This is a genomic window from Pontibacter toksunensis, assembly GCF_042686245.1.
Lineage (GTDB): Bacteria > Bacteroidota > Bacteroidia > Cytophagales > Hymenobacteraceae > Pontibacter > Pontibacter toksunensis.
On the sequence record NZ_JBHUOX010000024.1, the window covers coordinates 21,264 to 41,177 of the forward strand.

At 40.9% G+C, this 19,914-nt stretch carries 23 protein-coding genes; 14 read left to right on the forward strand and 9 right to left on the reverse strand.

What is annotated here, in order from left to right; genetic code table 11:
- The first annotated feature begins 137 nt into the window (after positions 1-137).
- The 4 genes from ACFS7Z_RS22270 (at position 138) to ACFS7Z_RS22285 (ending at position 3,599) form a co-directional block, all read left to right on the forward strand.
- On the forward strand, positions 138-464 hold the full coding sequence (locus tag ACFS7Z_RS22270; RefSeq protein WP_377489941.1) for an HNH endonuclease: 327 nt from the start codon (positions 138-140) through the stop codon (positions 462-464).
- A 608-nt stretch (positions 465-1,072) separates the two neighbouring features.
- The gene (locus tag ACFS7Z_RS22275) at positions 1,073-2,293 is read left to right on the forward strand and encodes a VapE domain-containing protein (protein WP_377489777.1); all 1,221 of its coding nucleotides are present in this window, start codon (positions 1,073-1,075) and stop codon (positions 2,291-2,293) included.
- Between the two features lie 629 nt (positions 2,294-2,922).
- Positions 2,923-3,264, forward strand: coding sequence for a hypothetical protein (locus tag ACFS7Z_RS22280; protein WP_377489780.1), 342 nt, complete (start codon positions 2,923-2,925; stop codon positions 3,262-3,264).
- Positions 3,265-3,323: 59 nt separating this feature from the next.
- On the forward strand, positions 3,324-3,599 hold the full coding sequence (locus ACFS7Z_RS22285) for a hypothetical protein (protein WP_377489783.1): 276 nt from the start codon (positions 3,324-3,326) through the stop codon (positions 3,597-3,599).
- Positions 3,600-3,819: 220 nt separating this feature from the next.
- On the opposite strand, the gene ACFS7Z_RS22290 is transcribed toward ACFS7Z_RS22285, so the two are convergent.
- Genes ACFS7Z_RS22290 through ACFS7Z_RS22300 form a run of 3 tightly spaced genes read right to left on the reverse strand, consistent with a single transcriptional unit; the run spans position 3,820 to position 6,921 of the window.
- The gene (locus ACFS7Z_RS22290) at positions 3,820-4,992 is read right to left on the reverse strand and encodes a protein NO VEIN domain-containing protein (protein WP_377489786.1); all 1,173 of its coding nucleotides are present in this window, start codon (positions 4,990-4,992) and stop codon (positions 3,820-3,822) included.
- Positions 4,982-6,454, reverse strand: a complete 1,473-nt coding sequence (locus tag ACFS7Z_RS22295; protein ID WP_377489789.1) for a DNA cytosine methyltransferase — start codon at positions 6,452-6,454, stop codon at positions 4,982-4,984. The genes ACFS7Z_RS22290 and ACFS7Z_RS22295 overlap by 11 nt, the downstream gene beginning before the upstream one ends.
- 41 nt (positions 6,455-6,495) lie before the next feature.
- The gene (locus ACFS7Z_RS22300) at positions 6,496-6,921 is read right to left on the reverse strand and encodes a very short patch repair endonuclease (protein WP_377489792.1); all 426 of its coding nucleotides are present in this window, start codon (positions 6,919-6,921) and stop codon (positions 6,496-6,498) included.
- Between the two features lie 49 nt (positions 6,922-6,970).
- Between ACFS7Z_RS22300 and ACFS7Z_RS22305 the strand changes: the two genes are divergently transcribed.
- The 3 genes from ACFS7Z_RS22305 (at position 6,971) to ACFS7Z_RS22315 (ending at position 8,613) form a co-directional block, all read left to right on the forward strand.
- Positions 6,971-7,183 carry a hypothetical protein gene (locus ACFS7Z_RS22305; RefSeq protein WP_377489795.1) on the forward strand — a complete coding sequence of 71 codons (213 nt, stop codon included), beginning with the start codon at positions 6,971-6,973 and terminating at the stop codon, positions 7,181-7,183.
- A 90-nt stretch (positions 7,184-7,273) separates the two neighbouring features.
- Positions 7,274-7,480 carry a hypothetical protein gene (locus tag ACFS7Z_RS22310; protein ID WP_377489798.1) on the forward strand — a complete coding sequence of 69 codons (207 nt, stop codon included), beginning with the start codon at positions 7,274-7,276 and terminating at the stop codon, positions 7,478-7,480.
- A 473-nt stretch (positions 7,481-7,953) separates the two neighbouring features.
- Positions 7,954-8,613, forward strand: a complete 660-nt coding sequence (locus tag ACFS7Z_RS22315) for an SOS response-associated peptidase (protein WP_377489801.1) — start codon at positions 7,954-7,956, stop codon at positions 8,611-8,613.
- A 93-nt stretch (positions 8,614-8,706) separates the two neighbouring features.
- Here ACFS7Z_RS22315 and ACFS7Z_RS22320 read toward each other — a convergent pair whose 3' ends face one another.
- Complete coding sequence (locus ACFS7Z_RS22320) at positions 8,707-9,636, reverse strand: DUF4268 domain-containing protein (RefSeq protein ID WP_377489804.1); 930 nt, start codon at positions 9,634-9,636, stop codon at positions 8,707-8,709.
- 357 nt (positions 9,637-9,993) lie between these two features.
- Between ACFS7Z_RS22320 and ACFS7Z_RS22325 the strand changes: the two genes are divergently transcribed.
- The 4 genes from ACFS7Z_RS22325 (at position 9,994) to ACFS7Z_RS22340 (ending at position 14,122) form a co-directional block, all read left to right on the forward strand.
- Positions 9,994-11,529, forward strand: coding sequence for a hypothetical protein (locus tag ACFS7Z_RS22325; protein ID WP_377489807.1), 1,536 nt, complete (start codon positions 9,994-9,996; stop codon positions 11,527-11,529).
- A 69-nt stretch (positions 11,530-11,598) separates the two neighbouring features.
- Positions 11,599-12,171, forward strand: a complete 573-nt coding sequence (locus tag ACFS7Z_RS22330) for a hypothetical protein (RefSeq protein ID WP_377489810.1) — start codon at positions 11,599-11,601, stop codon at positions 12,169-12,171.
- A 197-nt stretch (positions 12,172-12,368) separates the two neighbouring features.
- Entirely contained in the window at positions 12,369-12,848 is a 480-nt protein-coding gene (locus tag ACFS7Z_RS22335; RefSeq protein WP_377489813.1) for a LexA family protein, read from the forward strand.
- A complete protein-coding gene (locus ACFS7Z_RS22340; protein ID WP_377489816.1) occupies positions 12,815-14,122 on the forward strand; it encodes a Y-family DNA polymerase in 1,308 nt (435 codons plus the stop codon). Before ACFS7Z_RS22335 ends, ACFS7Z_RS22340 begins: the two co-directional genes overlap by 34 nt.
- Positions 14,123-14,636: 514 nt before the next feature.
- Here ACFS7Z_RS22340 and ACFS7Z_RS22345 read toward each other — a convergent pair.
- A complete protein-coding gene (locus tag ACFS7Z_RS22345) occupies positions 14,637-14,864 on the reverse strand; it encodes a helix-turn-helix domain-containing protein (RefSeq protein WP_377489819.1) in 228 nt (75 codons plus the stop codon).
- Between the two features lie 108 nt (positions 14,865-14,972).
- On the opposite strand from ACFS7Z_RS22345, the gene ACFS7Z_RS22350 reads away from it, so the two are divergent.
- The 3 genes from ACFS7Z_RS22350 (at position 14,973) to ACFS7Z_RS22360 (ending at position 16,530) form a co-directional block, all read left to right on the forward strand.
- Complete coding sequence (locus ACFS7Z_RS22350; RefSeq protein ID WP_377489822.1) at positions 14,973-15,437, forward strand: hypothetical protein; 465 nt, start codon at positions 14,973-14,975, stop codon at positions 15,435-15,437.
- Positions 15,438-15,563: 126 nt separating this feature from the next.
- Positions 15,564-16,082, forward strand: coding sequence for a hypothetical protein (locus ACFS7Z_RS22355; protein WP_377489825.1), 519 nt, complete (start codon positions 15,564-15,566; stop codon positions 16,080-16,082).
- Positions 16,083-16,299: 217 nt separating this feature from the next.
- On the forward strand, positions 16,300-16,530 hold the full coding sequence (locus ACFS7Z_RS22360; protein ID WP_377489828.1) for a hypothetical protein: 231 nt from the start codon (positions 16,300-16,302) through the stop codon (positions 16,528-16,530).
- A gap of 391 nt (positions 16,531-16,921) precedes the next feature.
- Here the strand turns inward: ACFS7Z_RS22360 and ACFS7Z_RS22365 are convergent, their stop codons facing one another.
- The 4 genes from ACFS7Z_RS22365 to ACFS7Z_RS22380 are packed head-to-tail and all read right to left on the reverse strand — an operon-like array spanning position 16,922 to position 19,911.
- Complete coding sequence (locus ACFS7Z_RS22365; protein ID WP_377489831.1) at positions 16,922-18,496, reverse strand: NFACT RNA binding domain-containing protein; 1,575 nt, start codon at positions 18,494-18,496, stop codon at positions 16,922-16,924.
- Entirely contained in the window at positions 18,497-19,258 is a 762-nt protein-coding gene (locus tag ACFS7Z_RS22370; protein WP_377489834.1) for an MBL fold metallo-hydrolase, read from the reverse strand.
- The gene (locus ACFS7Z_RS22375) at positions 19,255-19,530 is read right to left on the reverse strand and encodes a hypothetical protein (RefSeq protein ID WP_377489837.1); all 276 of its coding nucleotides are present in this window, start codon (positions 19,528-19,530) and stop codon (positions 19,255-19,257) included. Before ACFS7Z_RS22375 ends, ACFS7Z_RS22370 begins: the two co-directional genes overlap by 4 nt.
- Positions 19,531-19,911 (reverse strand): response regulator, encoded by a 381-nt coding sequence (locus tag ACFS7Z_RS22380; protein ID WP_377489840.1) that lies wholly within the window; start codon positions 19,909-19,911, stop codon positions 19,531-19,533. It lies immediately after the preceding gene.
- Positions 19,912-19,914: the final 3 nt, after the last annotated feature.

Sequence of the window (19,914 nt, forward strand, 5' to 3'; positions counted from 1 at the left end):
AACAAAAGGATGATAAGAAAACAACAGGAGAGGAAGTAGCTATATCTGAGCCAGCACAATCTGAAAACCCACATAACCTAACTACATACCAATCTATAACATCAAGCCACATTGGTCAGGAAGAGTACTGCCTTAAACTGGTTAAGCTCTGGAGGCGATGCTCAGTTACTGATTCAAACCTCATCGAGATATTAGTAGCGTCACACATCAAGCCTTGGAGGGAGTCTAACAACAGAGAAAGGCTAGACCTATACAAGGGACTGTTGCTGACACCTGACCTGGATTCATTATTTGATAAGGGCTTGATAAACTTTGGAGATGATGGAGCTATAATGCTACCTAAGAAGCTTAGTAAACAAGCCTGCAACATCTTGAACTTGACCACAAATATTAAGCTTCGACATGTGTTCGAGCAGAACCTTCCCTATCTGAGATTTCATAGGGAGAGCATCTTTCAAAGATAGACAGATGGAGATATCCCTAGGAGCAGAGAGACAGCTAAGTTATTATTGAGGCTTACCCTACATTAAGTAAGTCAGGTCTAAACAGCCAGTTCTTTATGAGGCTTCAGCAAACAGATATCTAAAGTCGCCTGATACATAACACTTTAGATAATAATTAACAGAGAGTATAAAAATTATTCGACTCTTGCCTTGGTATCATAAAAAATACTGTCTTAAATTAGCACCGCAAATTCTAGTGTATCTCAGCAGCGGATATTGTTCAGTGCACTAGTAAAGCTCATCTATCAATAAGGCGCTTAAGCAGTGGACATCGTAGACTAGCTGTACAAACCTATTCCCTCAAGCCCCTTCATATCTATCAATTTTGTAAACCTAATAGACTCCTACCTTTTATAGGTCTGGAAGATTAATGTCATCTTAGCTTGTCTATTGGTCTAGATGATACCAAATGAGTTAAAACCCATTACTTCCTTAACAGGAGATTATCATTCTATTTCTACCTCCATAGGTATAGTGTCAATCAAAGAATATAGAAGAGAACTCTACACAAGGAATTAATAAGGGTTTAATAATGTAATAAAATTTATTAATAATTTAATAAAATTGATATGAATCCTAACGATAATCAGGAAAGCCTACAACATATAGACAAGGTTGAGGAGTTTCTAAGTACACATTATGACTTTAGATATAACACAGTATTAGGTAGAGTTGAGTTTAGGCTAAAAGGTGGTACCTCATACCAACTCATGGTTGACTACGATGAAAACTCCATCTGCAGGCGATTGGAGAGAAACCGCCTCAAAATCAACCCGACTACACTTAAAGGAAAGCTGTTGTCTGACTTCACCACTACATTCGACCCTTTTATTGAATATTTCAATAGTTTATCTACTTGGGATGGGAGTACAGACTACATTCAACAGTTAGCGACCACTGTAAAGACTACTAATGAGTCCTTGTGGAACAAGTTCTTTAAGAAGTGGATAGTAGCTATGGTCACTTCCCTTATGGTTCCCGATAAAGTTAATCATACTGTGCTCGTGTTCTATGGTGCCCAAGGGAAGGGTAAGACTACTTGGATTGAGAAGCTGGTACCTAAAGAACTAAAGAGTTACCTCTATACAGGCACAATAAACCCCAATGATAAAGATGCAATGATTCATCTTGCAGAGCGTATGCTTATTAATCTGGATGAGCTTGAGAATCTGAATCGCTCTGAGATAGGTTCTTTAAAGAGCCTTATCACGCAGAGCAATATCAATATACGAAGGCCTTATGGACGAAATAGTGAAAACCTGACAAGAAGAGCCTCGTTCGCAGGCTCAATTAACAACAATCAGTTTCTAAATGACTCTACTGGGTCACGCAGGTTTTTAGTAGCAGAGGTATCATACATCGATTATCAGCATGAGGTAAACATAAACATGGTATTAAGTCAGGCCCTAACTTTGTTCAAAGAAGGTTTTCAGTATTGGTTTGATGAAGCAGAACAGGAGCAGATAAACGACAACAATTCTCAATATCAACGCACCAGCTTAGAGGAGGAGTCTCTTCTGGATAAGTTCATGCCAGCAGAGGAGAATGACCAGGAAGCAGTATATTTAACTACTACAGACATTGCAAATGAGCTTAAAGACAGCTACGGAGTTAGAACAGATGCTTCTGCTGTGAACCTTTTAGGAAGGGCATTGGCCAAGAATGGATTCAAACGTCTAAAAAAGGGTAGTAACTATAAATACTGCATCAAGAACAAAAGGCAGGAGAATGTGATTAGACATCCTAACTCATCCCTTCAAAGTGAATTTACTCAGATGAGTGTTGCCTGAAAGACTATAGGGTAAGATAGGTAAGGTTAGTTGTTCAACTTTACTATAGAATGATTAAAAGAGCCTGCTATTTTGTAGGCTCTTTTGTTTAATACTTATACAATATGTATTTACACTATCATTTCAACATTTAATCTTACCCAACTTACCCTAATCATAAAAGGATAAGCAAACAAGAACATGATAGTGTTGTAAGGAGGGTAAATTCAAGCTTGGTCTCATTATCTGCGCTATAGACATAACAATTATATAGCTATGTTGAGTGGGTTTTCCCATCACGTTCCTCAATCCTTAGCTGTGTACATACTACAGAACTAACTTGTACTTTCCTCATAGTCGCATTTCCTAACATGGCTATTGCAGTTGTCTTGTGAGGTCGCAGTTAGAAAACCAACAGAGTACAGGGCATCCTAACATTCATGATGAGGAAGCTACTTATAAGATTTAGTGTGGTAATGAGTCACTAGTAGCTCTCCCTCTTCTGTGGGTTATCTAACACCCATTCAAAAATTTTTTATATTTTTTTCTGAGTCCCACTATGAAGCCCACCCTCCTTCTATAATCACCCCCACTATGGAGCAGGGTTGGATGTACCGCCCCATGATGTATAACCACATAATTTAAAACACATGGTAACAATTACTGGCTTTGCCAAAAGAAAGAACACAGCAGATGAAGAATTCAATGTGCTGCTCCTACAAGGGGAAATTGAGTTAATCCAGTCGAAGGAGTCTGGTAGGTTCTATGCGACAGCTAAGACCTGTTCTATCCCATGTACCTTCAATGAAGCTATGTGCCAAGGTCTGATAGGCAAGACACTTCCAGGTAACATTGAGAAAGTACTTGTCGACCCTTATGACTACCATATTCCTGGTACAGACGAGATTATCTCACTCGACTACTCCTACTACTACGACCCAGTAGACAGAACAATGGAGCAGGAAGTTTTCCAGATGAAACCAGCAGCTTAATTATTAAAGGGGTAGTCAATAGGCTACCCTTTTTCATTTCTCACACTTCAACAAGAAACATGATTACAAACCTACTGCTAAATCCTGAACCAAGCAGGATGGATGACAGCTGCCTGTTTATGTCTAAGTACAAGCTCCAGAGAGCACACTGTCCTTTCGAGGTGGTTTGCATCAAGGAGATAAGAAAGATTACTGTGGGTGAGAAGCTGAGGGTAGATAAGGTGCTGAGCTGGCATTCAGGAGTAGTTCTGTTCTTCATCAAGGGTAAGCTATACCCACACAGTCATTTCAGTTACAGACCACCTACACAGTTTGTAGCGACTGGTATTAAGTAATTGGAATAGGAGTTATGCTGAATTTCTTAGGCCACAGTTCTATGAGATGGTTACTCCTCAAAATCAAACCACTGAAAGAACGTAGCAAATTCATTTGTTGCAGCAATATGAAGGCAGGAAGTTAATCATCAAACAGATTACTTCCTGCTTGCTACCCTTGTTTACATTGAACTCTTCCCAACTTGAGAAATAATCTGAAGCCATACCTCTAACTCAGTATTCAGCTAATATCGTCCTCAAGCTCAATGTCTATTTCTTCTCCAAATGAGAATTTATCAGCTAATACAACAGGGTCCACTGTTATACCATCTGCTACAACTCCCTGAGGAAGCTGTACTAATTGTTTCAACACTTCTGTTGCAAACTCTTTGATGTTACCAGACTTTCTAAGTTTAGCTCCCTCCTCAGTTATATTATATACTCTATAAATATGATATTCACCTTTGGCCCATATTGCTTGCTTCAGCTCATTGATTGAAATATGGAACTTATTTGCGAAATTACTAGATGTAGACTTTACCTCTATGAACAGCGTTTTAGAATGGTCAGTTAGCCTAAAGTCGTAAGGCGATACTGCATTACTTTTTGAACTCCATTCGAATTCACCTGGATGTAAGGCCTCTAAATAGCTATTAATAATCTCCTCACCATCTTCTCCATTTTGTTCAGCCTTTTCTTTAGCTTTATGAAATAACTCAGGACTTATGCTTCTCAGCGAAGGACGTGTAACAGCTTCGAAGTTTACACTTCTTTCTGTTACAGGCACACTAAAAGCAATAGCTCCCCCAAGAGCAGCCAATTCTAATTCATCAGTGTTTAATAATATTGATTGTGCAGGATGCTCATCTTTAAGGTCAGTTATCAAGTTCATTAAATCAGAAACTTGAGCCTCATCAATACTAACCATTTTACTAGTTCCAAGATAATTGTTCAAGACAGGATATAGATTCTTGTCTTCTATGTTACCCTGACTAATGAGAACAAGCTTAACTTTATCTGGTTCATCATTACCAAAGAACTCAAACAAAGCTAAATCACCCTCCTGAAGGTTATGATATCTATCTATATAACCATCACTTATTTCTGGGTCACGAACAAACTCACCATTGAGCCTCCAGTTTTTAGAAGCAGATGACTTACGAATTGAGCGATTAACAATATGAGGTGTGTTAGCTAAACCTGGACCATATATAGATAACTTAACCTTCATATCCCTCTTATTCTCTGGAATATTGGGGTAGAGCCTCTTGATGAAAACATCAGAATTAAGATTTATTGATTTTTGCTTTCCGCCCTTCTGAGTACCATCAGGCTGCTTGTTACTATCAAAATGCGCTTTGAATAAACCTAAATCAGATATAGTGAGTCGTTTAATAGCAATCTTACGCTTCATCTTGAATGCGAACAGCGTTTAGAGTTGTCATCATTGTTCTTCCTACTGCGTAGGAAAGTAAAGGAGGAACAGCATTACCAATTTGTTTAAAGGCAGGATTCATTGTGCCTGAGAACTTAAATCCATCTGGAAATGATTGTAAACGTGCAGCTTCTCTTACTGATATTGTTCTTGCTTGTTCACTATCATAATGTATATGCGAGTAGCAATCTTTACCTAAATGAGCCATTAAGGTACGTGCTGGCATATCTGGCTCCATTTTGCGCCATTTATTAGGAAACTTACCAGGGTCATAAGGAGGGACTATAGAGCTATAAAGTTGCTTATATTCTTCACTTCCTTCTTCCAGACGCTGGCCAACTTCCCTTCTTGCTTTCAGCTCCTCTTGAAACATCTCTTGAGCATGTTGATACGCCTCAGGATACTGGTCACCAGGCAACATTCTTCTGAAGAGCTTATAATCACGTGGGAGGCTCCTTATTACATGGTCTCCTATACCAACATTGTTTTCAAATCCTGGCCAGTTGCGCATTAACTTTGTATATGGAGACTTTGGCCTTTCTCTGTATGGTTGAATATCATTGAAACGTCTTGTTCCTCGTTTTAATGTCCCTTCCAAATGCGTGGTTATTGCAGGCAAGTCACCCAAGGCTTCTTTAGCACTTACAGCTGGCGCTGAGTCAGGTGTAAATTCTCGTGGTACCTCTACATATCTAATGTGCTCACCAAACAAGTCAACAACTACATTCCTCAAGGCAACTTGTCTCGAACCATGGTAACCCCTGGGTAAGTCTACCCAATGAGTAGGAGCTGGAAATGTTACCTCTACTCCTAATTCTTGTCGATAGGCTATAAGGAACATTCTCTCTCGCATTTGAGGTACTCCATAGAATGATGAGTTTAGTAGAGTATAATTACATGTGTACCCCATTTCATCTAAAACCTCACACATTTCCTCTGCAACGTTATGCCCACCATAATTCAGAACGTCAGGAACATTCTCCATCACCAAAGCTAAAGGTTGAAGCTGGGCTACATAGTGTAAGTACCTAAGATAAAGGTTACCTCTTGCATCCTGTAAATAAGCATCAGGATGCTCTGCTACCTCACGTAGCTTAGCCCTACCAACTCTTGTATAAGCCTGACATGGAGGTCCACCCACAATGATGTCAACAACCTCATCTACAGGCTCAAAGTAACCTAATTCTTCCAACAAATCAGCTGGTTCTAATGTAGTTATATCACGAGGATTGGCATGTATCTCTCTAATAGCTTCTGGTTCATCGCGACAAAAGTTCAAGGCATGGGTTCTGGCAGCATGAGGGTCAACTTCAACTGCTCCTATTATATTAAAACCTGCTTTATGGAAACCTAATGATATTCCACCGCAACCAGCAAATAAGTCAAGTACTCTTGGAGTATTTCCTGATAGGAATCTTTCAATTTTATTCTGAAGAGGCATTATTAAACATACAAATTGTTAAAAGAGTAAGAAAAGACCATCTAAGGGTTAAGGCTTTCCAGCCTATGAACCAACGCAATTAGAGTCTCTTCTCTTGTTTTGGGTTTTAATTCACATTCCCATACTTGAACTACATGCCAACCATTATCAACTAACTGTGCAGTCACTTTAGCATCGTTAAGTGAATTTCTTTGAATTTTAGCCATCCACCATTCTGTTCTAGTTTTGGGAATTGTAGCGTATTTACATCCAGTATGGCCATGCCAGAAGCACCCATGAACAAATATAAGAGTTTTATACTTTGGTAAAACTATATCAGGCTTACCAATAATACTAGTTGAATGAAGTCTGTACCTGAACCCCTTTGAATGCAGATACTTACGAACAAGTAGCTCAGGCTTGGTGTCTTTGCCCTTTATTCTGGACATGTTGTAGCTTCTGGTATTCTTCGAGTGCACGTCTGCCATAGGTTGTAAAGTTATAATTTCTAACTTAGTGATTTAAACGAATGATACTTTGAAAGCATACAAAATCAACATCATCAGAGAACCTGGGGCAGACCCTTTCACAGGAGAATTATATCCTATGAAGCAGGAGGAGTTCTTTGTAGAAGCTAATTCTATAAGAAATGCTTATGTACAGGCGACAGTACATTTTAATATGGATGTGAGAGGTCAGTTACTCAGGTTCTTCATAGATGGAGAAGAGTACTTTGATGAAAGCTACTAATAGAGCTAACTGCTGAAGGTAAAGTCGTTACACACCAACCTTTGTTAGCGTCAAGTTGATAACTATTAAAATTTAAAACTATTAAATAAGATGAGTAAAACATATCTATGTAAGTGGGGAGACTGGGATAAACATGCCATGAACTCCTATGACTCAAAAACAGAAGAAGTATCTGAAGACTTCTTCTCAGATAATAATGGGTATGACCCAAAAGAGATTGAAGCTATTGCTTCTCTAAATGTAGGTGAACAACATGATGCCACTTATGGCAATCATACAGTTACAAGAACACAGTAATAATAAGCACAAGATTACTTAGTCCACAGATTAGAGATGCTGAGCTCTCCTGCCCAAAACTCATTGAGCAATGGTTAAGGCCTAGAGCTTAGCATCATATGGCGTTTTGTAAGTTTGATGACATCTCTTACAAGGCTTCCTCTTATAATCCCCTTCTGCTTCCTTCTTTGTAACTGCTACTACTGTGCGTGTACAGTACTGCAATCCTTCGCAACTTTCAATCCTGTGGTAGGCTTAAGCTGAGCCTCCCTTACATATATAAACCTCTTGAGAGGGTTTTCTAACACCTTGGGATGCAGTATCAGTAGCTTGTTCTACTGGGAGTATCTATGCCTGTGATACAAAACTACAGAGGGAGATTAAGAGAGGTAGTATAAGGTTCTTCATTCAGAGTTGTCAGGCCTAAACCTCATGTGATTACACGAGTATGTATAACTTTAGACGAACCAACATCAGACCTTATCAATAAGTTTATGTGTGGAAGATATTCAGTCATTCCCAAAGCTAAGGGCAACTCACGTGTTTCAAAGCTGTTGGAAAACCACCTGAAGGATGCACACTATAATGCAGCTCCTTCTCAAGCTCTCCCTGTTGTCACCAACAAGCAGCCTAATGAGATTCAGTTCTTCTCCTGGGGTTTACAACCATTCTGGGCTAAGGATGTGAAGTCAATAAAGCGTTCTATCAATGCAAGAGCTGAGACTTTGACAGAGAAACCAACCTTCAGGAACCTGCTCAAGTCTAAGAGATGCTTAGTACCTGCTGATGGGTTTTATGAATGGATGGCTACACCTCAGGGGAAGGTACCACATAGAATTCTGTTAAAAAATGATGAGCTCTTCTCTTTTGCTGGTCTATGGGATGAATGGTTGGATAGGAATACAGGTGAAGTATTGCATACCTACGCTATCATTACAACTGATGCTAATAATTTAGTGAAGCCTATTCATGACAGAATGCCTGTAATACTGTCGCCAGAGGCTGAGAAACTGTGGCTGGATGAGCATGAAACGCAAGAGGACCTACTATCTCTTCTAAAGCCTTTTGAAGCTGATAATATGAAGACTTATCCTGTCTCACCTTTAGTTAACTCTCCTCTCAACAATGTGCCTGAAGTTATCAATTCGCTATAAGTTAATAGAAATAGCATTGAGTAAGAGCAGCAGAAAACAAACAACAGTTATTATTGCGATGTTATAACCTGCAAATAAGAGATAACCATCAAACTATGGCGCTTCAGCTATAACCTTTCCAAATACTTCCCTAAACTTAATTGTATACTTAACCAGCCATTCCAATGCCTCTTCAACTTTCTGAGGGTTATTGAAGTCAGTAGAATGAGTTAAGGCTATGATTTTGTCTCGATTTGTTGGATTAGGATTCCAGCTTAATGTTTGGCCTATTGCACTCTCTATTTCAACTTTCCTGCTCTCAAGGTATGGAAGCATCCCAGCTTTCTTATTGCCTATATAGACTCGTATGCCAACATTATTAGCATCTGTATTACAGGTATTTGACAGATGAACATGCGACTTACCTAATGTAACGTCGAACCAATACTGAGGACGTGGAGTTTGTAGCGAAGGTATCTTTTTTGTCTTCGCTAGTTTATCCTTGAATTTAGTCCAGAAATCAAGTTGAAATAGCCTACTTTCAGACAATTCATCATTTCCTTTGGATTTAGCGGCTTGCCTCACAGCCTCATTAGGCTTACTAACAATATTAAATCTCAGAGCAGCTTTGCTATCATCAATTTGCCACAGCTCTACCTGCACCCCATAAAATGAGATTTCGTCTGTTGTATGGTCATTTAACCAATCCAGAGCCTTTGTATGCTCTTGGGTAAAATCAGTTGCAATCCATATTACTGTTGAAGCATCAAGCACAGAGGAATAAGTAATAGCTTTACCTAAGTGGTCGTGGTTCGTCTTTTCGAGCTGGTTTTCAATAACAACATACTTACCAGTTCCAGTATCCTTTGCCAATATATCTGCAGAATATGGACCACAAGCAACCTCTGTATTTTCCACTTCCAGTTCAAGCCCTATGGCTTTACTTAAACTCTCGATATTACTAGCAAGCCATGGGGTGAAGTCTCTAGCTTCGCTGTTCCACTTTTGGCGCGGGGCTATAGTTTTTAAGTTTCCTAAATCCATAGTTTATGATGTAGATTGCTTTCCTCAGCGAAGCAACAATGCTTCTGAAATAAGGTGAACATGATAATGTTTGTATAGCTTAAAATGGCTAACCATTAATGTATCTACAGAGACGCTGTCAATATTTAACTTAAATCTACGTCCACACGCTTCTTTCATTTGCAGCAACTGTTGTAAAGTGTTTAAGATAATCCACAGAATTGCAATCTACAAGGTTTTATAATACAGCATAAGATTTATTATATATTTGTAGATATATATAATAAATTTGAATATATCATAAATAGGAATACTTCAGGTTTGTTTCTTCAGGGACTCAAATCATAATCAACAATTTGCTTTGTATAGAACAATTCGATGGGGAAGAAACAGGAAGTAGTATTTGAGTTTGCTAAGTATAACACAGGAGAGGTTCTGCATATTACTTTGGCCCATACTGGTGCTAAGGGTTTCTATTGTATAGGCTGTAACTCAGCAATGATTCCTTATTTTGGTAAAAGGCAGCCTCACTTCAAGCATCATCCTAACGATATTGATAAGAGTCAGGAATGTACTTGGTCTGATGAAACATACAGACACAAAATTGCAAAGGAGATTCTACAGAGGCTGAAAGAGATAAAGGTTCCCAAAGTGTCCATTGCTGTGCCAAAGGAGTATGGTGGAGGAAGTGTCACAATAGCTCCTCCTCAGATAGTAAGAGCAAGTTCAGTAGCTATAGAGAGGTACATTTATGAAGACGAGTATGGTCAAGTTAGGATTGAGAAGAGCTTTGACGATATGGGAGGCAGAAGGCATCTGCTGGTAAAACCAGATATCCTCTTTCTAGATGAACAGAGCCAGCCAATATTGATTATAGAGCTTTGCGCTACTCACAGGACAGATGAGGAAAAGAGATTGAAGCTCATGCATTTAGGAATAAACGCTATCGAAGTGTTGATTCCTAAGGCAGCTAATGCCCAAGAAATTGAGAAGAACTTAATATCATCCCATAACACCAAATGGCTTTATAGTAATGAGCAAGCAACAACCAAGTTCAATCCAACCACCCACCTTACTGGTAAGTCAAGTGCTAACCTTGATAGAGAACCAGGAGACATTCCTAGAGGGGAAACGGTTCAGTGCCGCACGTTCAGGATTAGAGAGTGCATACGAGGAATTAAAAAGTTTATGGCAAGCAGCGACTTTACAGAAGGAAAACGAGCAATTGAAGAAAACCTATCAAGAGTTAAGAGAAATACAGAAAGAGTTAGAGAAGAACTGGCAGAACGTAATAACAGAGCAAGAGCAGAAGCTGAAAAAACAGTATTACGACTCCTTGAACGAGAGCAACAAAAGGTTAAAGAACTTGAACCAGCAGAGACACGACTTGCAAAAGAGGCAGAAGCAGAGGAAAGGGACTATAGAGGCTTGGAAAAAAGATATTACGACAAGAGAGACAGACTTATCAGTGAGCAGCAAAGAATTCGAGAAGAAGAAGGTGTTATTTATAGACATTATGAAGGAAGAAGAGCTGAGCTTGTTGGAAGAATTACAGAACTTAGAGAGTGTAACGCCACAATTGAAAGAGTTAGAAAAGATAAAGAGCGAGTTCAATCAGATAAGAGAGGAGCTGTTGCTTATCAGAGCAGCCTATCAGAGGAAGAGCGAAGAATTGAGAAGCAGGAGAAGCAGATTGAGCAGCAGGAGAAGCAATTTGAACACCTTATCAAGCAAGAGCAAGAGTTACGACAGAGGGAAAGAGAGACCATTGAGCGAGAAGCAGACGAAGTCAAAAGAATGGAAGCAGACATCAGCGAGATGGAGAGAAAGCAAAGCAGAGTTAGAAAGAGCAGAGAGCAGCTTGCAAGAATTAAGGACAGAGCTATTGATGCTAGGTTTAATCAAAGAGGATGACACATTTGACAATGAATAAATACTAAGCCATAACTACTCCATAAATTTATCCTACGTCAGATAATCAAAATGATATCATTCAAAGAACTCTGTAAAGAAATGCAAGGTCAGCGTATTCCTTATTCAAAACTATTAACAACTATTGAGTGGAATGAGAAGAGAAGTGTGATTACTAGGCGTGACCATCATTGTTGCACCAATTGTGGTAAGGGTGAGACAATGAGTGAATTTGACGAAAAGCGTCACGAGACTTGGCACTTCTGGCCCAAATATCTTGAAGATGTGTGGGTAAAGCAAGAGGATGGTACCTATGAAGAGGGTGATACGTTGGATTTTGAGATTGCTCCCAAGCATTATCATATGCAGGTGCACCATGTGTGCTATATTCGTAATAGGCTTCCATGGGAATACAGCAACAATTACCTAGTAACACTCTGTAACTGGTGTCATTGGGAATTTCATCAAGAATACAAGGTATATGTTTTGGAAGAAGACGAAGAGAGCTTAGCAGCAGGTATGGAGCCTTGTCCTAAATGTCATGGAACAGGTAGTTTTCCTGAATATAGCCATATACAAGAAGGTGTTTGTTTTCGCTGTGGTGGTGACAGGTATGAACTACCTTTAGTTGAAATTAGAGGATAGCACTTGACCCAGTCCAAAAGAAGGTGACTGCAGATTTAGAAAACCACATACATAAGGACTATCACACACCTACATTAACAGCAATTTGGAACCTTACGAAGTCATTGTTGATAACACTGTTTAAAAATAAAACTAAAATATTTAGCATTTACAACTTCTTTACTCGTATTTGCTATCTATATTAGTTTTAGAATATAATGATAGCTGTTATGTGTGATGCAAAGGTTATTCCCATTACTTCCCATGCTTTAGAGATTATAGAAGTTGAAGAGATAGACAGCATTGAGTTACCACTGTTTGCCTCCTATATCAGTGCTGGTTTTCCATCTCCTGCAGATGACTACTTGGAGGACAAGATAGACTTGAATAAGTATGTTGTACAAAACCCTACCTCAACCTTCTTGATGAGGGTAAGAGGAAACTCCATGCATGACGCTAACATCCATGATGGTGACCTACTTGTGATAGACAAGTCCCTGAAGCCATCTGATGGAAACCCTGTAGTATGTTTTCTAGAGAGCGACTTTACAGTAAAGACCTTTAGGAGAATCAACAACAAGGTGTTTCTCTATCCTGCTAACCATGCATATAAACCAATAGAGATAACAGAAGAGATGGACATGAGGGTATGGGGTGTTGTGGTATGGATACTGCACAAGCCAGTGAAGCTAATATGACCAGTCTGTTTGGCCTTGTGGACTGTAATAACTTCTATGCATCCTGTGAGAGGGTTTTCAATCCAGCCTTAAATGGTAAGGCAGTAGTGGTGCTGAGTAACAACGATGGCTGTGTTATCGCCAGGAGCAATGAGGCAAAGGCACTAGGTATTCAAATGGGAGAACCCTTCTTCAAGATAAGGAACCTAGTAGAGCATAACTATGTGCATGCCTTCTCCTCCAACTATGTACTCTATGGGGATATGTCAGATAGAGTTATGCAGACGCTCTCGCAGTTTACACCTCACGTAGAAGTTTACTCTATTGATGAATGCTTTCTGGACCTGGGGGACTTCTACGACATTGACCTGTTCAGCTATGCATGGAACATCAAGAAAACTGTTGGACAATGGACTGGCATCCCTGTAAGCTTGGGAGTAGCACCTACAAAAGCCCTTGCAAAGGTGGCTAACAAGCTCGCTAAGAAGTCAAAGAAAGCAAATGGTGTACTTGTATTAACAGAACCTTACCACATTCAGAAGGCCTTAGAAGCGACTAAAATAGAGGATGTATGGGGAGTTGGTAGTCAATATGCTACGTTCCTGAAGAAGCATAACATTCACACTGCTTTAGACTTCTCCATCGCTTCAGAGAATTGGGTTAGAAAACATATGACTGTGGTAGGTGTCAGACTGCTGAAAGAGCTGAGGGGGGAGTCGTGTTTGGAGCTGGAGGAGATAACCCCACCAAAGAAGGGTATCTGCACTTCCAGAAGCTTTGGTACCAAGTTAACTAAGTTAGATGATGTGCTGGAAGCTACAGCATCCTATGCAGCTAGATGCGCTAAGAAACTCAGGAGTCAGAAGAGCTGTGCCAGACTTATTACTGTGTTCGTTCAGACTAATCGCTACTCTGAGAACGACAGGCAGTACTACAACAGTAAGACTATCTGTATGCCTGTAGCGACTAACTCAGACATAGAACTCATTCATTATGCTACTCTAGCTCTTAAGGCCATTTACAAACCTAACTATTTCTACAAGAAGAGTGGGGTTATCGTTACTGAAATCATTCCTGAAAACCACATACAGTATGATTTACTGGATACAGTAGACAGAGACAAGCATAGCAGGCTGATGAAGGTTATGGATGGGTTAACAGACAGATTTGGGAGAAGTAAGGTAATGGTAGCTGCTCAGGGGGTTAATAAGGATTGGATACTCAGGTCAGACTACAAATCACCTTGCTATACCACAAGGATAGCTGAATTACCTGTAGTAAGTAACCTGATATAGAACCCTAATTACAACCTTCTATGTGGTTTTCCCACCACGTTTACCACCCTGTTAATTAGTACAGCTAATTAGTACAGAACCTACTGTATTATTGCTATAACTTAATTCCTTATGATGGAACAGTTAGTAAAGTTCCCTACAGATTAGACTATCAGGTTCTCGAAGAACAGACTATATAGTTTCAAAAGAACTGTGTGTAAGGTTATCAGAGAACAGACTACAGGATTGGCACAGAAAAGAAGGTACTGCTTTTAACGTACAGATAGTAAGTCAGAAAAGATGAGTTATTAATTAACCTAAAAAACAAGGATGGAGGGGGGGGGTACTTTTTAAGGCCTAAAGACCTTGCAAAGAAAGGGTTTTTCCACCACATAATCAAGTATTTTCTTTACTATTTTCACTTGTTTGACTAAATTAATAGCCTACTTGTTGCTGGAACATCAGGTATTATATCTCCTATATTATACTAGCCAAGCTAAGGCTGTTATATGTGGTTTTCAATAGAGGTGACCTATCAAAACCCCTCAGAGAAGAACTCCTGCAGTGTCATCCCATGTATTGTCAGTACCTTGAGTAATGTTCTTATGGTCAGATTGGCCTCTCCTTTCTCCAAACGCCAGTATTGCATCCTTCCCAAATCATGGTCTAAGGCAAAGGACTCATAGCTGGTATACCCTTTCTGGATACGTATTTCTTTAAGTCTTTCCCCAATTGATTTTAATACCTCAGCTTCACTCTTCATAAGCGAAAGTTGAAAGTATTAAACACATATTGTTACACCATATATTTTTACATCATATATGGTACATATAATATATACTAACTATATTTATCCATAATCATAAACAAAATGAACAAGCAACTCATCCTACTTACCTCAGTTACTATAGCTATAACAACAAGCTGTACCTCTAAGGCAGATGAACCATCGCAAGTAACTAACAGCTACATAGCTAACGAGAATAGCTTCAGTAATCCTGATGTAGACTATAGTAACATCCCTTCAACAATATCCAAGTATGACAAACACTACCTTAACAGTCTATTAAACATTGTTGAATCTGAGACAAAATACAATTCAGATTTTGTACCTACTGTTCATCTCAAGGTACAGAACGCTACTGATAAGACAGTGGTGGCATTTGAGGTAGAGGCTGAGAATATGTCTGGGGTTAATAAACGATTCAAAGCTAATATAAAACCAAACAGCACCTACAGCACATCCTTCAAAGTTGATAGTGAAGAGGAAACCTCAGGTGAAGTTGTCGTCAAGGTTAGCAGAATAGTCTTCAGTGATGGACATATGGAGATATAACCTGTTATATACATGGTTTTTCAAATGACTCCTGAGCCAAGACCTAGTATTTGTGGGTTTAATAACGACCAAACAACCTGCTGATGTAATCATTTAGCTTTCAAACATAATATAATAAGTCCTACTATGAAGTTAAAACTCTCCCTTACCAGCCTTCTTCTATTTATAACCATAAGTGCTTTCTCTCAATGTAGTGTTGGAGTTGATAAAGCTGATGATATACTTGTCTACTATTCCAGGTTCGAAAGAATACTAGTGAAGAAAGGCATCAGGGATAATGGAGACCTGACAGAAGGTTATCAAACAGCTTCAGTAAGGTTTTTGGTTCTTGGTAAGGAGAAGAAGAACTATGTACTAGAAGTTACAACAGATGGAGATGGAAGGTGGTTGCCTAGAGTGATTCCAAGAAGGCTCACAATAACAGCTGCGAATGGAACATCAATTAACCTGAACGCTGGGAACTCTAGAGTTATGAATGGAAGTACATTGTATAGCTTTATATTAAATTCAGAACAAAGAGAATTCCTGAAGAACTCTATTACTGGTTTTCAAGTCATAGACACAAGAACTGATGAGAAGATTTTTACTAAACCAGTCTATGACAAGATTATGGCAGAACAAATTGCCTGTTTGGAGAACTATTAACAGATGTATTACCTTTATTATATAATGTATGAATAGCTAAAACATCTGATTACAGACGAATAGCAGTCGTGAGTAATCATGTAAACTATGAAGACACTACCTTTAATTGTTTCATAAACAGCAGGAACTTAGCTGGTGTCAGAGTCCAAATCTTCAGAGGTTATTGTTATAGTCAGATAGGAACTGTAAAAAATCTACAGATAAACCCTCGTAAGTCATGAACATTGAAGAGTTAAACAAATTACATCCTGAGAAGTATGTATTAGTTACTTACGAGTATGAATATCCTATATATATAGCTCCTCTACATAACCTTGAGATACAGATATGCAGTAAGAAGGAAGATGCAGAGGTATGGAGTTATGCAGACATGTTGAGCGAGGCGAAACTATCTTACCATAAAATAGCTACAGGTTATAAAGAGTTAGTCTGGGAGTTACAAAAGTAGTAGTGAAGCTTCATTTGTAAGAGCAGGATGAGTAGAATTAATTGAATAACACTGTACCATTATAGATATAAAGACCACACTACAGAACAGATAATGAACTAGTCAGTGACCAGAGAGCTAAGAATAGGTTATAAGCTTGTATAATAGGGTTTTAGGTGGGGAGTTCGAATCTCCCCGCGCGCACTTTCTAAAGCTGATGCCCCTCATCAGTTAAACCAAAAAGCAGCTTCGGCTGCTTTTTGGTTTAATACTCATTCCTGTCTGCATATCTATTTTATTTACGCCTGTTGCCGCGTTCTCACTAACAGCTTACTGCTCAAAAGACACAGCAAGGGCCACTTGGCTTACGAATGGTTTATGATGTTCTGCGGCAAGCTTTCAAGAATGGTAATCAACCAGGAAGGTGAGTAAAAGGGTTCTCCGGCTTTACCAGAAGTACCTTTTCCCTTTCTACGACCACAGCGCCGGGCGCGGCACCTTTAGGCTTGCGCACCCATTTCTTGGGTGTATACATGACAGGGCAGAGGGAGTCATTTTTGCGCTTGCTGTAATAGGCGGCCAGTTGCGCGGCTTTCTCCAGCACGGTAGTGGGTATGGATTTACCAGCCTGGTGCTTTATGATGACGTGTGAGCCGGAAACGTCTTTGGCGTGCAGCCAGATATCTTCTTTGTACGAATGACGCTGCGTCAGTTCATCGTTGTTCTTGGCGCTCTTGCCCACCAGTATTTTGTATCCTTCTGTCTCAAACACCCGGAAAGGGATTTCCTGCTGCTCCTGCTGCTTTGTGGAGAGTAAATGGCTGTAGTCGCGCAGGAAGTTTTTGAGCTGCCTGTTGTCCTGTACTTCTGCCAGTGCCTGCAGCGCATCTTCCAGCACAATGAGTTCTTCCAGTTTCCGCTCTGTTTTCTGCTCCAGCTGCTTTACCTCCACATGCTGGTTTTTGGCCTTGCGGTACAGGCGCTCCGCCTGCTTTTGTGGTGTTTCGTTTTGCCTGAGCGTGTACAGACGCTGCTGGTCCGTGTAAAAATCGTACAGCTCTACCTCGGTGGCGCGTGGTGGAATATTGCTCAGGTTAGCCATTAGTACGTCTGCCGTCTGGGAATAAGACCGGTCGTGGCGCAGCTCCTGCAGCTTTTGCTCTGATTTCTCCAGCACAGTTTGTGTTACCTGGCGTTTGCGGTCTAACTGCTGTTTTGCCTGCTCGTACTGCCGCTCAAATCCTGTTTCAGACAAATAGAAGCGGGTATAATTATTGAGTGCCTCTAACGGATCGGTATATGTATGTACGACTTCACCGATGTCCAGTAAAGAGAGGCGCAGCTTACCCTCTAACCGGACAATGTAATAAGCTTCCGGTGCCTCCAGTACCTCGAGCATACTTTGCACCAGTTCCCACCGTGCTTCCAGGGTCTGCTCGCTGTAGTTACGCTCTGCAAGGTACGCGGCAGGTATGTCGCCGAAAGTAGGGTAAATCTTGCGGATATCTCCCTGGGCAGCAGCAAAAGCCTCAAAGTTCTGGGCCAGCGGGCGGTCCATTTGCAGTGGATCAAGGTCTGCATCGGTCTCAAATTTATTATGCAGCAACTCCAGTGGCTCTGAGTTCTGGTACAGGATGATGTTGGACCGGTTGCCAAAAAGCTTGAACAGCAACAGCAGGTTTCCAGAAAGCCTCAGGTAGAAGCTTCGCTCGTTCAGGTGCTGTACTACCTCTTCCACCGTTTGCCCCTGCAATGGCTGCATCAGCTCAACAGTGTTAGCACGGGCTCTCTTGAAGTCGGTTGAGAAGGAGAGTGAGGCGAAATGGGAGGTGAGCAGGGCACGGATGTAAAGCTCCTGGTTTGACTTTGTGAACCCCAGCACCAGTTCGTCTTTATTCTGGCTGAATGCCGTGGCTGCCTGCATGCTGGTTAGCTTCGGGCGCAGCGCCTGTGTCAGTTGTTTTAGGAAATAGTAGTTCTGGTGCACCTATAATTCTATCTGCAGGCCATCGTAGCCCAACCGGATGAAATCTGGCAGTTGCTGCTCCACCTCGCGGTGGAGCCCCATCAGGTGGCTGATGTGCGTCAGGTAGGCCTGCTCTGGCTGCAGTTCCTCCAGTAGCTGCACGGCCTCCTGTAAGGAGAAATGGGAAATATGCTTTTCAATCCGCAACGCATCCAGAACAATTACTTTAGAACCTCTTAGCTTGTCCTTTTCTTCTTCAGAAATGTAATTTACATCCGTAATATAGGAGAAGTCGCCGATGCGGTAGCCGAACACAGGTAGCTTGTAATGCATCACCTGTATGGGTGTAAAAAGAACACCCTCCACCTCAAACGGATAGTTGCCAATCTGGTGCAGTTGCACCTGCGGAATACCGGGGTACTTGAACCCGGAGAAGATATAGGAGAACTCCTGCTTCAACTGTTTCAGCACGCGCTCCTCGGCATACAGCGGCATATCTCTTTGCTGCATAAAGTTAAAGGCGCGGATGTCATCAAGGCCGGCGGTGTGGTCTTTGTGCTCATGCGTAAACACCAGCGCATCCAATGTCCTGATACGCTCCCGCAGCACCTGTTCCCGAAAGTCAGGGCCTGAGTCGATGATAATACTTTTATCGCCCACCTGCAGGTGCACCGATACGCGCAGCCGCTTGTCGCGGTAGTCAACAGAACGGCAGACCTTGCAGGTGCACCCGATAACGGGAACGCCCTGCGAGGTGCCTGTACCTAGTAAAGTTACTTTCAAGGAGTGTTTAACTGGTTGCGGATCTCGAGGTAAAGCTGCCTGTTCTTATCGCTCAGCCTGCTTTCATCTACTGAAATAGTACGCAGTATATCGTACAAGCAGTTTACTTTGCCCTCCAAACTGTAGTATTTGTTTACCACGGCCACTTTCATGTCCTTTAGTAAACAGTATCCTGCTTTAAAGTTTCCCTTTTCGTAGCGCAGCACAAAGTCAGACTCTGCAAAAATATCCTCCAGCTTGTTTAAGAATGGCCGCGTATACTTTAGCTCCATTTACTGTGCCGTATGCTTCTTTACCGTTAATACCAGCGCATCAAAGTCCAGCGGCTTTGGCAGGTAATCATTGATGCCGGCCTCTTTAAAGTCCTCCATGCTATAGTTGTTCGCGTTGCCGGTAACAGCTATGATCGGAATGTTGGCGATGTCCTTGTTTTCATGTGCCCGTATTTCGCGGGTACAGTCCATTCCGCTCTTCACGGGTATGTTCAGGTCCATCAGAATCGCATCGATCTTGTTGTTTTCCACCTGCTTGATTACCTCACCGCCGTTTTTGGCAGTCAGGATCTTGTACTTCTGGAGTTCCAGAATCTTTTTCGTCAGGTTGAGGATAACGGAGCTATCCTCAGCAATCAAAATAGTCTTGCTTTCAGCCATGTG

Bases quoted from the DNA above. Each gene is read 5' to 3' on its own strand.
- ACFS7Z_RS22275 (WP_377489777.1), top strand. From the start codon at position 1,073: ATGAATCCTAACGATAATCAGGAAAGCCTACAACATATAGACAAGGTT.
- ACFS7Z_RS22280 (WP_377489780.1), top strand. From the start codon at position 2,923: ATGGTAACAATTACTGGCTTTGCCAAAAGAAAGAACACAGCAGATGAA.
- ACFS7Z_RS22285 (WP_377489783.1), top strand. From the start codon at position 3,324: ATGATTACAAACCTACTGCTAAATCCTGAACCAAGCAGGATGGATGAC.
- ACFS7Z_RS22290 (WP_377489786.1), bottom strand. From the start codon at position 4,992: ATGAAGCGTAAGATTGCTATTAAACGACTCACTATATCTGATTTAGGT.
- ACFS7Z_RS22295 (WP_377489789.1), bottom strand. From the start codon at position 6,454: ATGCCTCTTCAGAATAAAATTGAAAGATTCCTATCAGGAAATACTCCA.
- ACFS7Z_RS22300 (WP_377489792.1), bottom strand. From the start codon at position 6,921: ATGGCAGACGTGCACTCGAAGAATACCAGAAGCTACAACATGTCCAGA.
- ACFS7Z_RS22310 (WP_377489798.1), top strand. From the start codon at position 7,274: ATGAGTAAAACATATCTATGTAAGTGGGGAGACTGGGATAAACATGCC.
- ACFS7Z_RS22315 (WP_377489801.1), top strand. From the start codon at position 7,954: ATGTGTGGAAGATATTCAGTCATTCCCAAAGCTAAGGGCAACTCACGT.
- ACFS7Z_RS22320 (WP_377489804.1), bottom strand. From the start codon at position 9,636: ATGGATTTAGGAAACTTAAAAACTATAGCCCCGCGCCAAAAGTGGAAC.
- ACFS7Z_RS22325 (WP_377489807.1), top strand. From the start codon at position 9,994: ATGGGGAAGAAACAGGAAGTAGTATTTGAGTTTGCTAAGTATAACACA.
- ACFS7Z_RS22330 (WP_377489810.1), top strand. From the start codon at position 11,599: ATGATATCATTCAAAGAACTCTGTAAAGAAATGCAAGGTCAGCGTATT.
- ACFS7Z_RS22335 (WP_377489813.1), top strand. From the start codon at position 12,369: ATGATAGCTGTTATGTGTGATGCAAAGGTTATTCCCATTACTTCCCAT.
- ACFS7Z_RS22340 (WP_377489816.1), top strand. From the start codon at position 12,815: ATGGATACTGCACAAGCCAGTGAAGCTAATATGACCAGTCTGTTTGGC.
- ACFS7Z_RS22345 (WP_377489819.1), bottom strand. From the start codon at position 14,864: ATGAAGAGTGAAGCTGAGGTATTAAAATCAATTGGGGAAAGACTTAAA.
- ACFS7Z_RS22350 (WP_377489822.1), top strand. From the start codon at position 14,973: ATGAACAAGCAACTCATCCTACTTACCTCAGTTACTATAGCTATAACA.
- ACFS7Z_RS22355 (WP_377489825.1), top strand. From the start codon at position 15,564: ATGAAGTTAAAACTCTCCCTTACCAGCCTTCTTCTATTTATAACCATA.
- ACFS7Z_RS22360 (WP_377489828.1), top strand. From the start codon at position 16,300: ATGAACATTGAAGAGTTAAACAAATTACATCCTGAGAAGTATGTATTA.
- ACFS7Z_RS22375 (WP_377489837.1), bottom strand. From the start codon at position 19,530: ATGGAGCTAAAGTATACGCGGCCATTCTTAAACAAGCTGGAGGATATT.
- ACFS7Z_RS22380 (WP_377489840.1), bottom strand. From the start codon at position 19,911: ATGGCTGAAAGCAAGACTATTTTGATTGCTGAGGATAGCTCCGTTATC.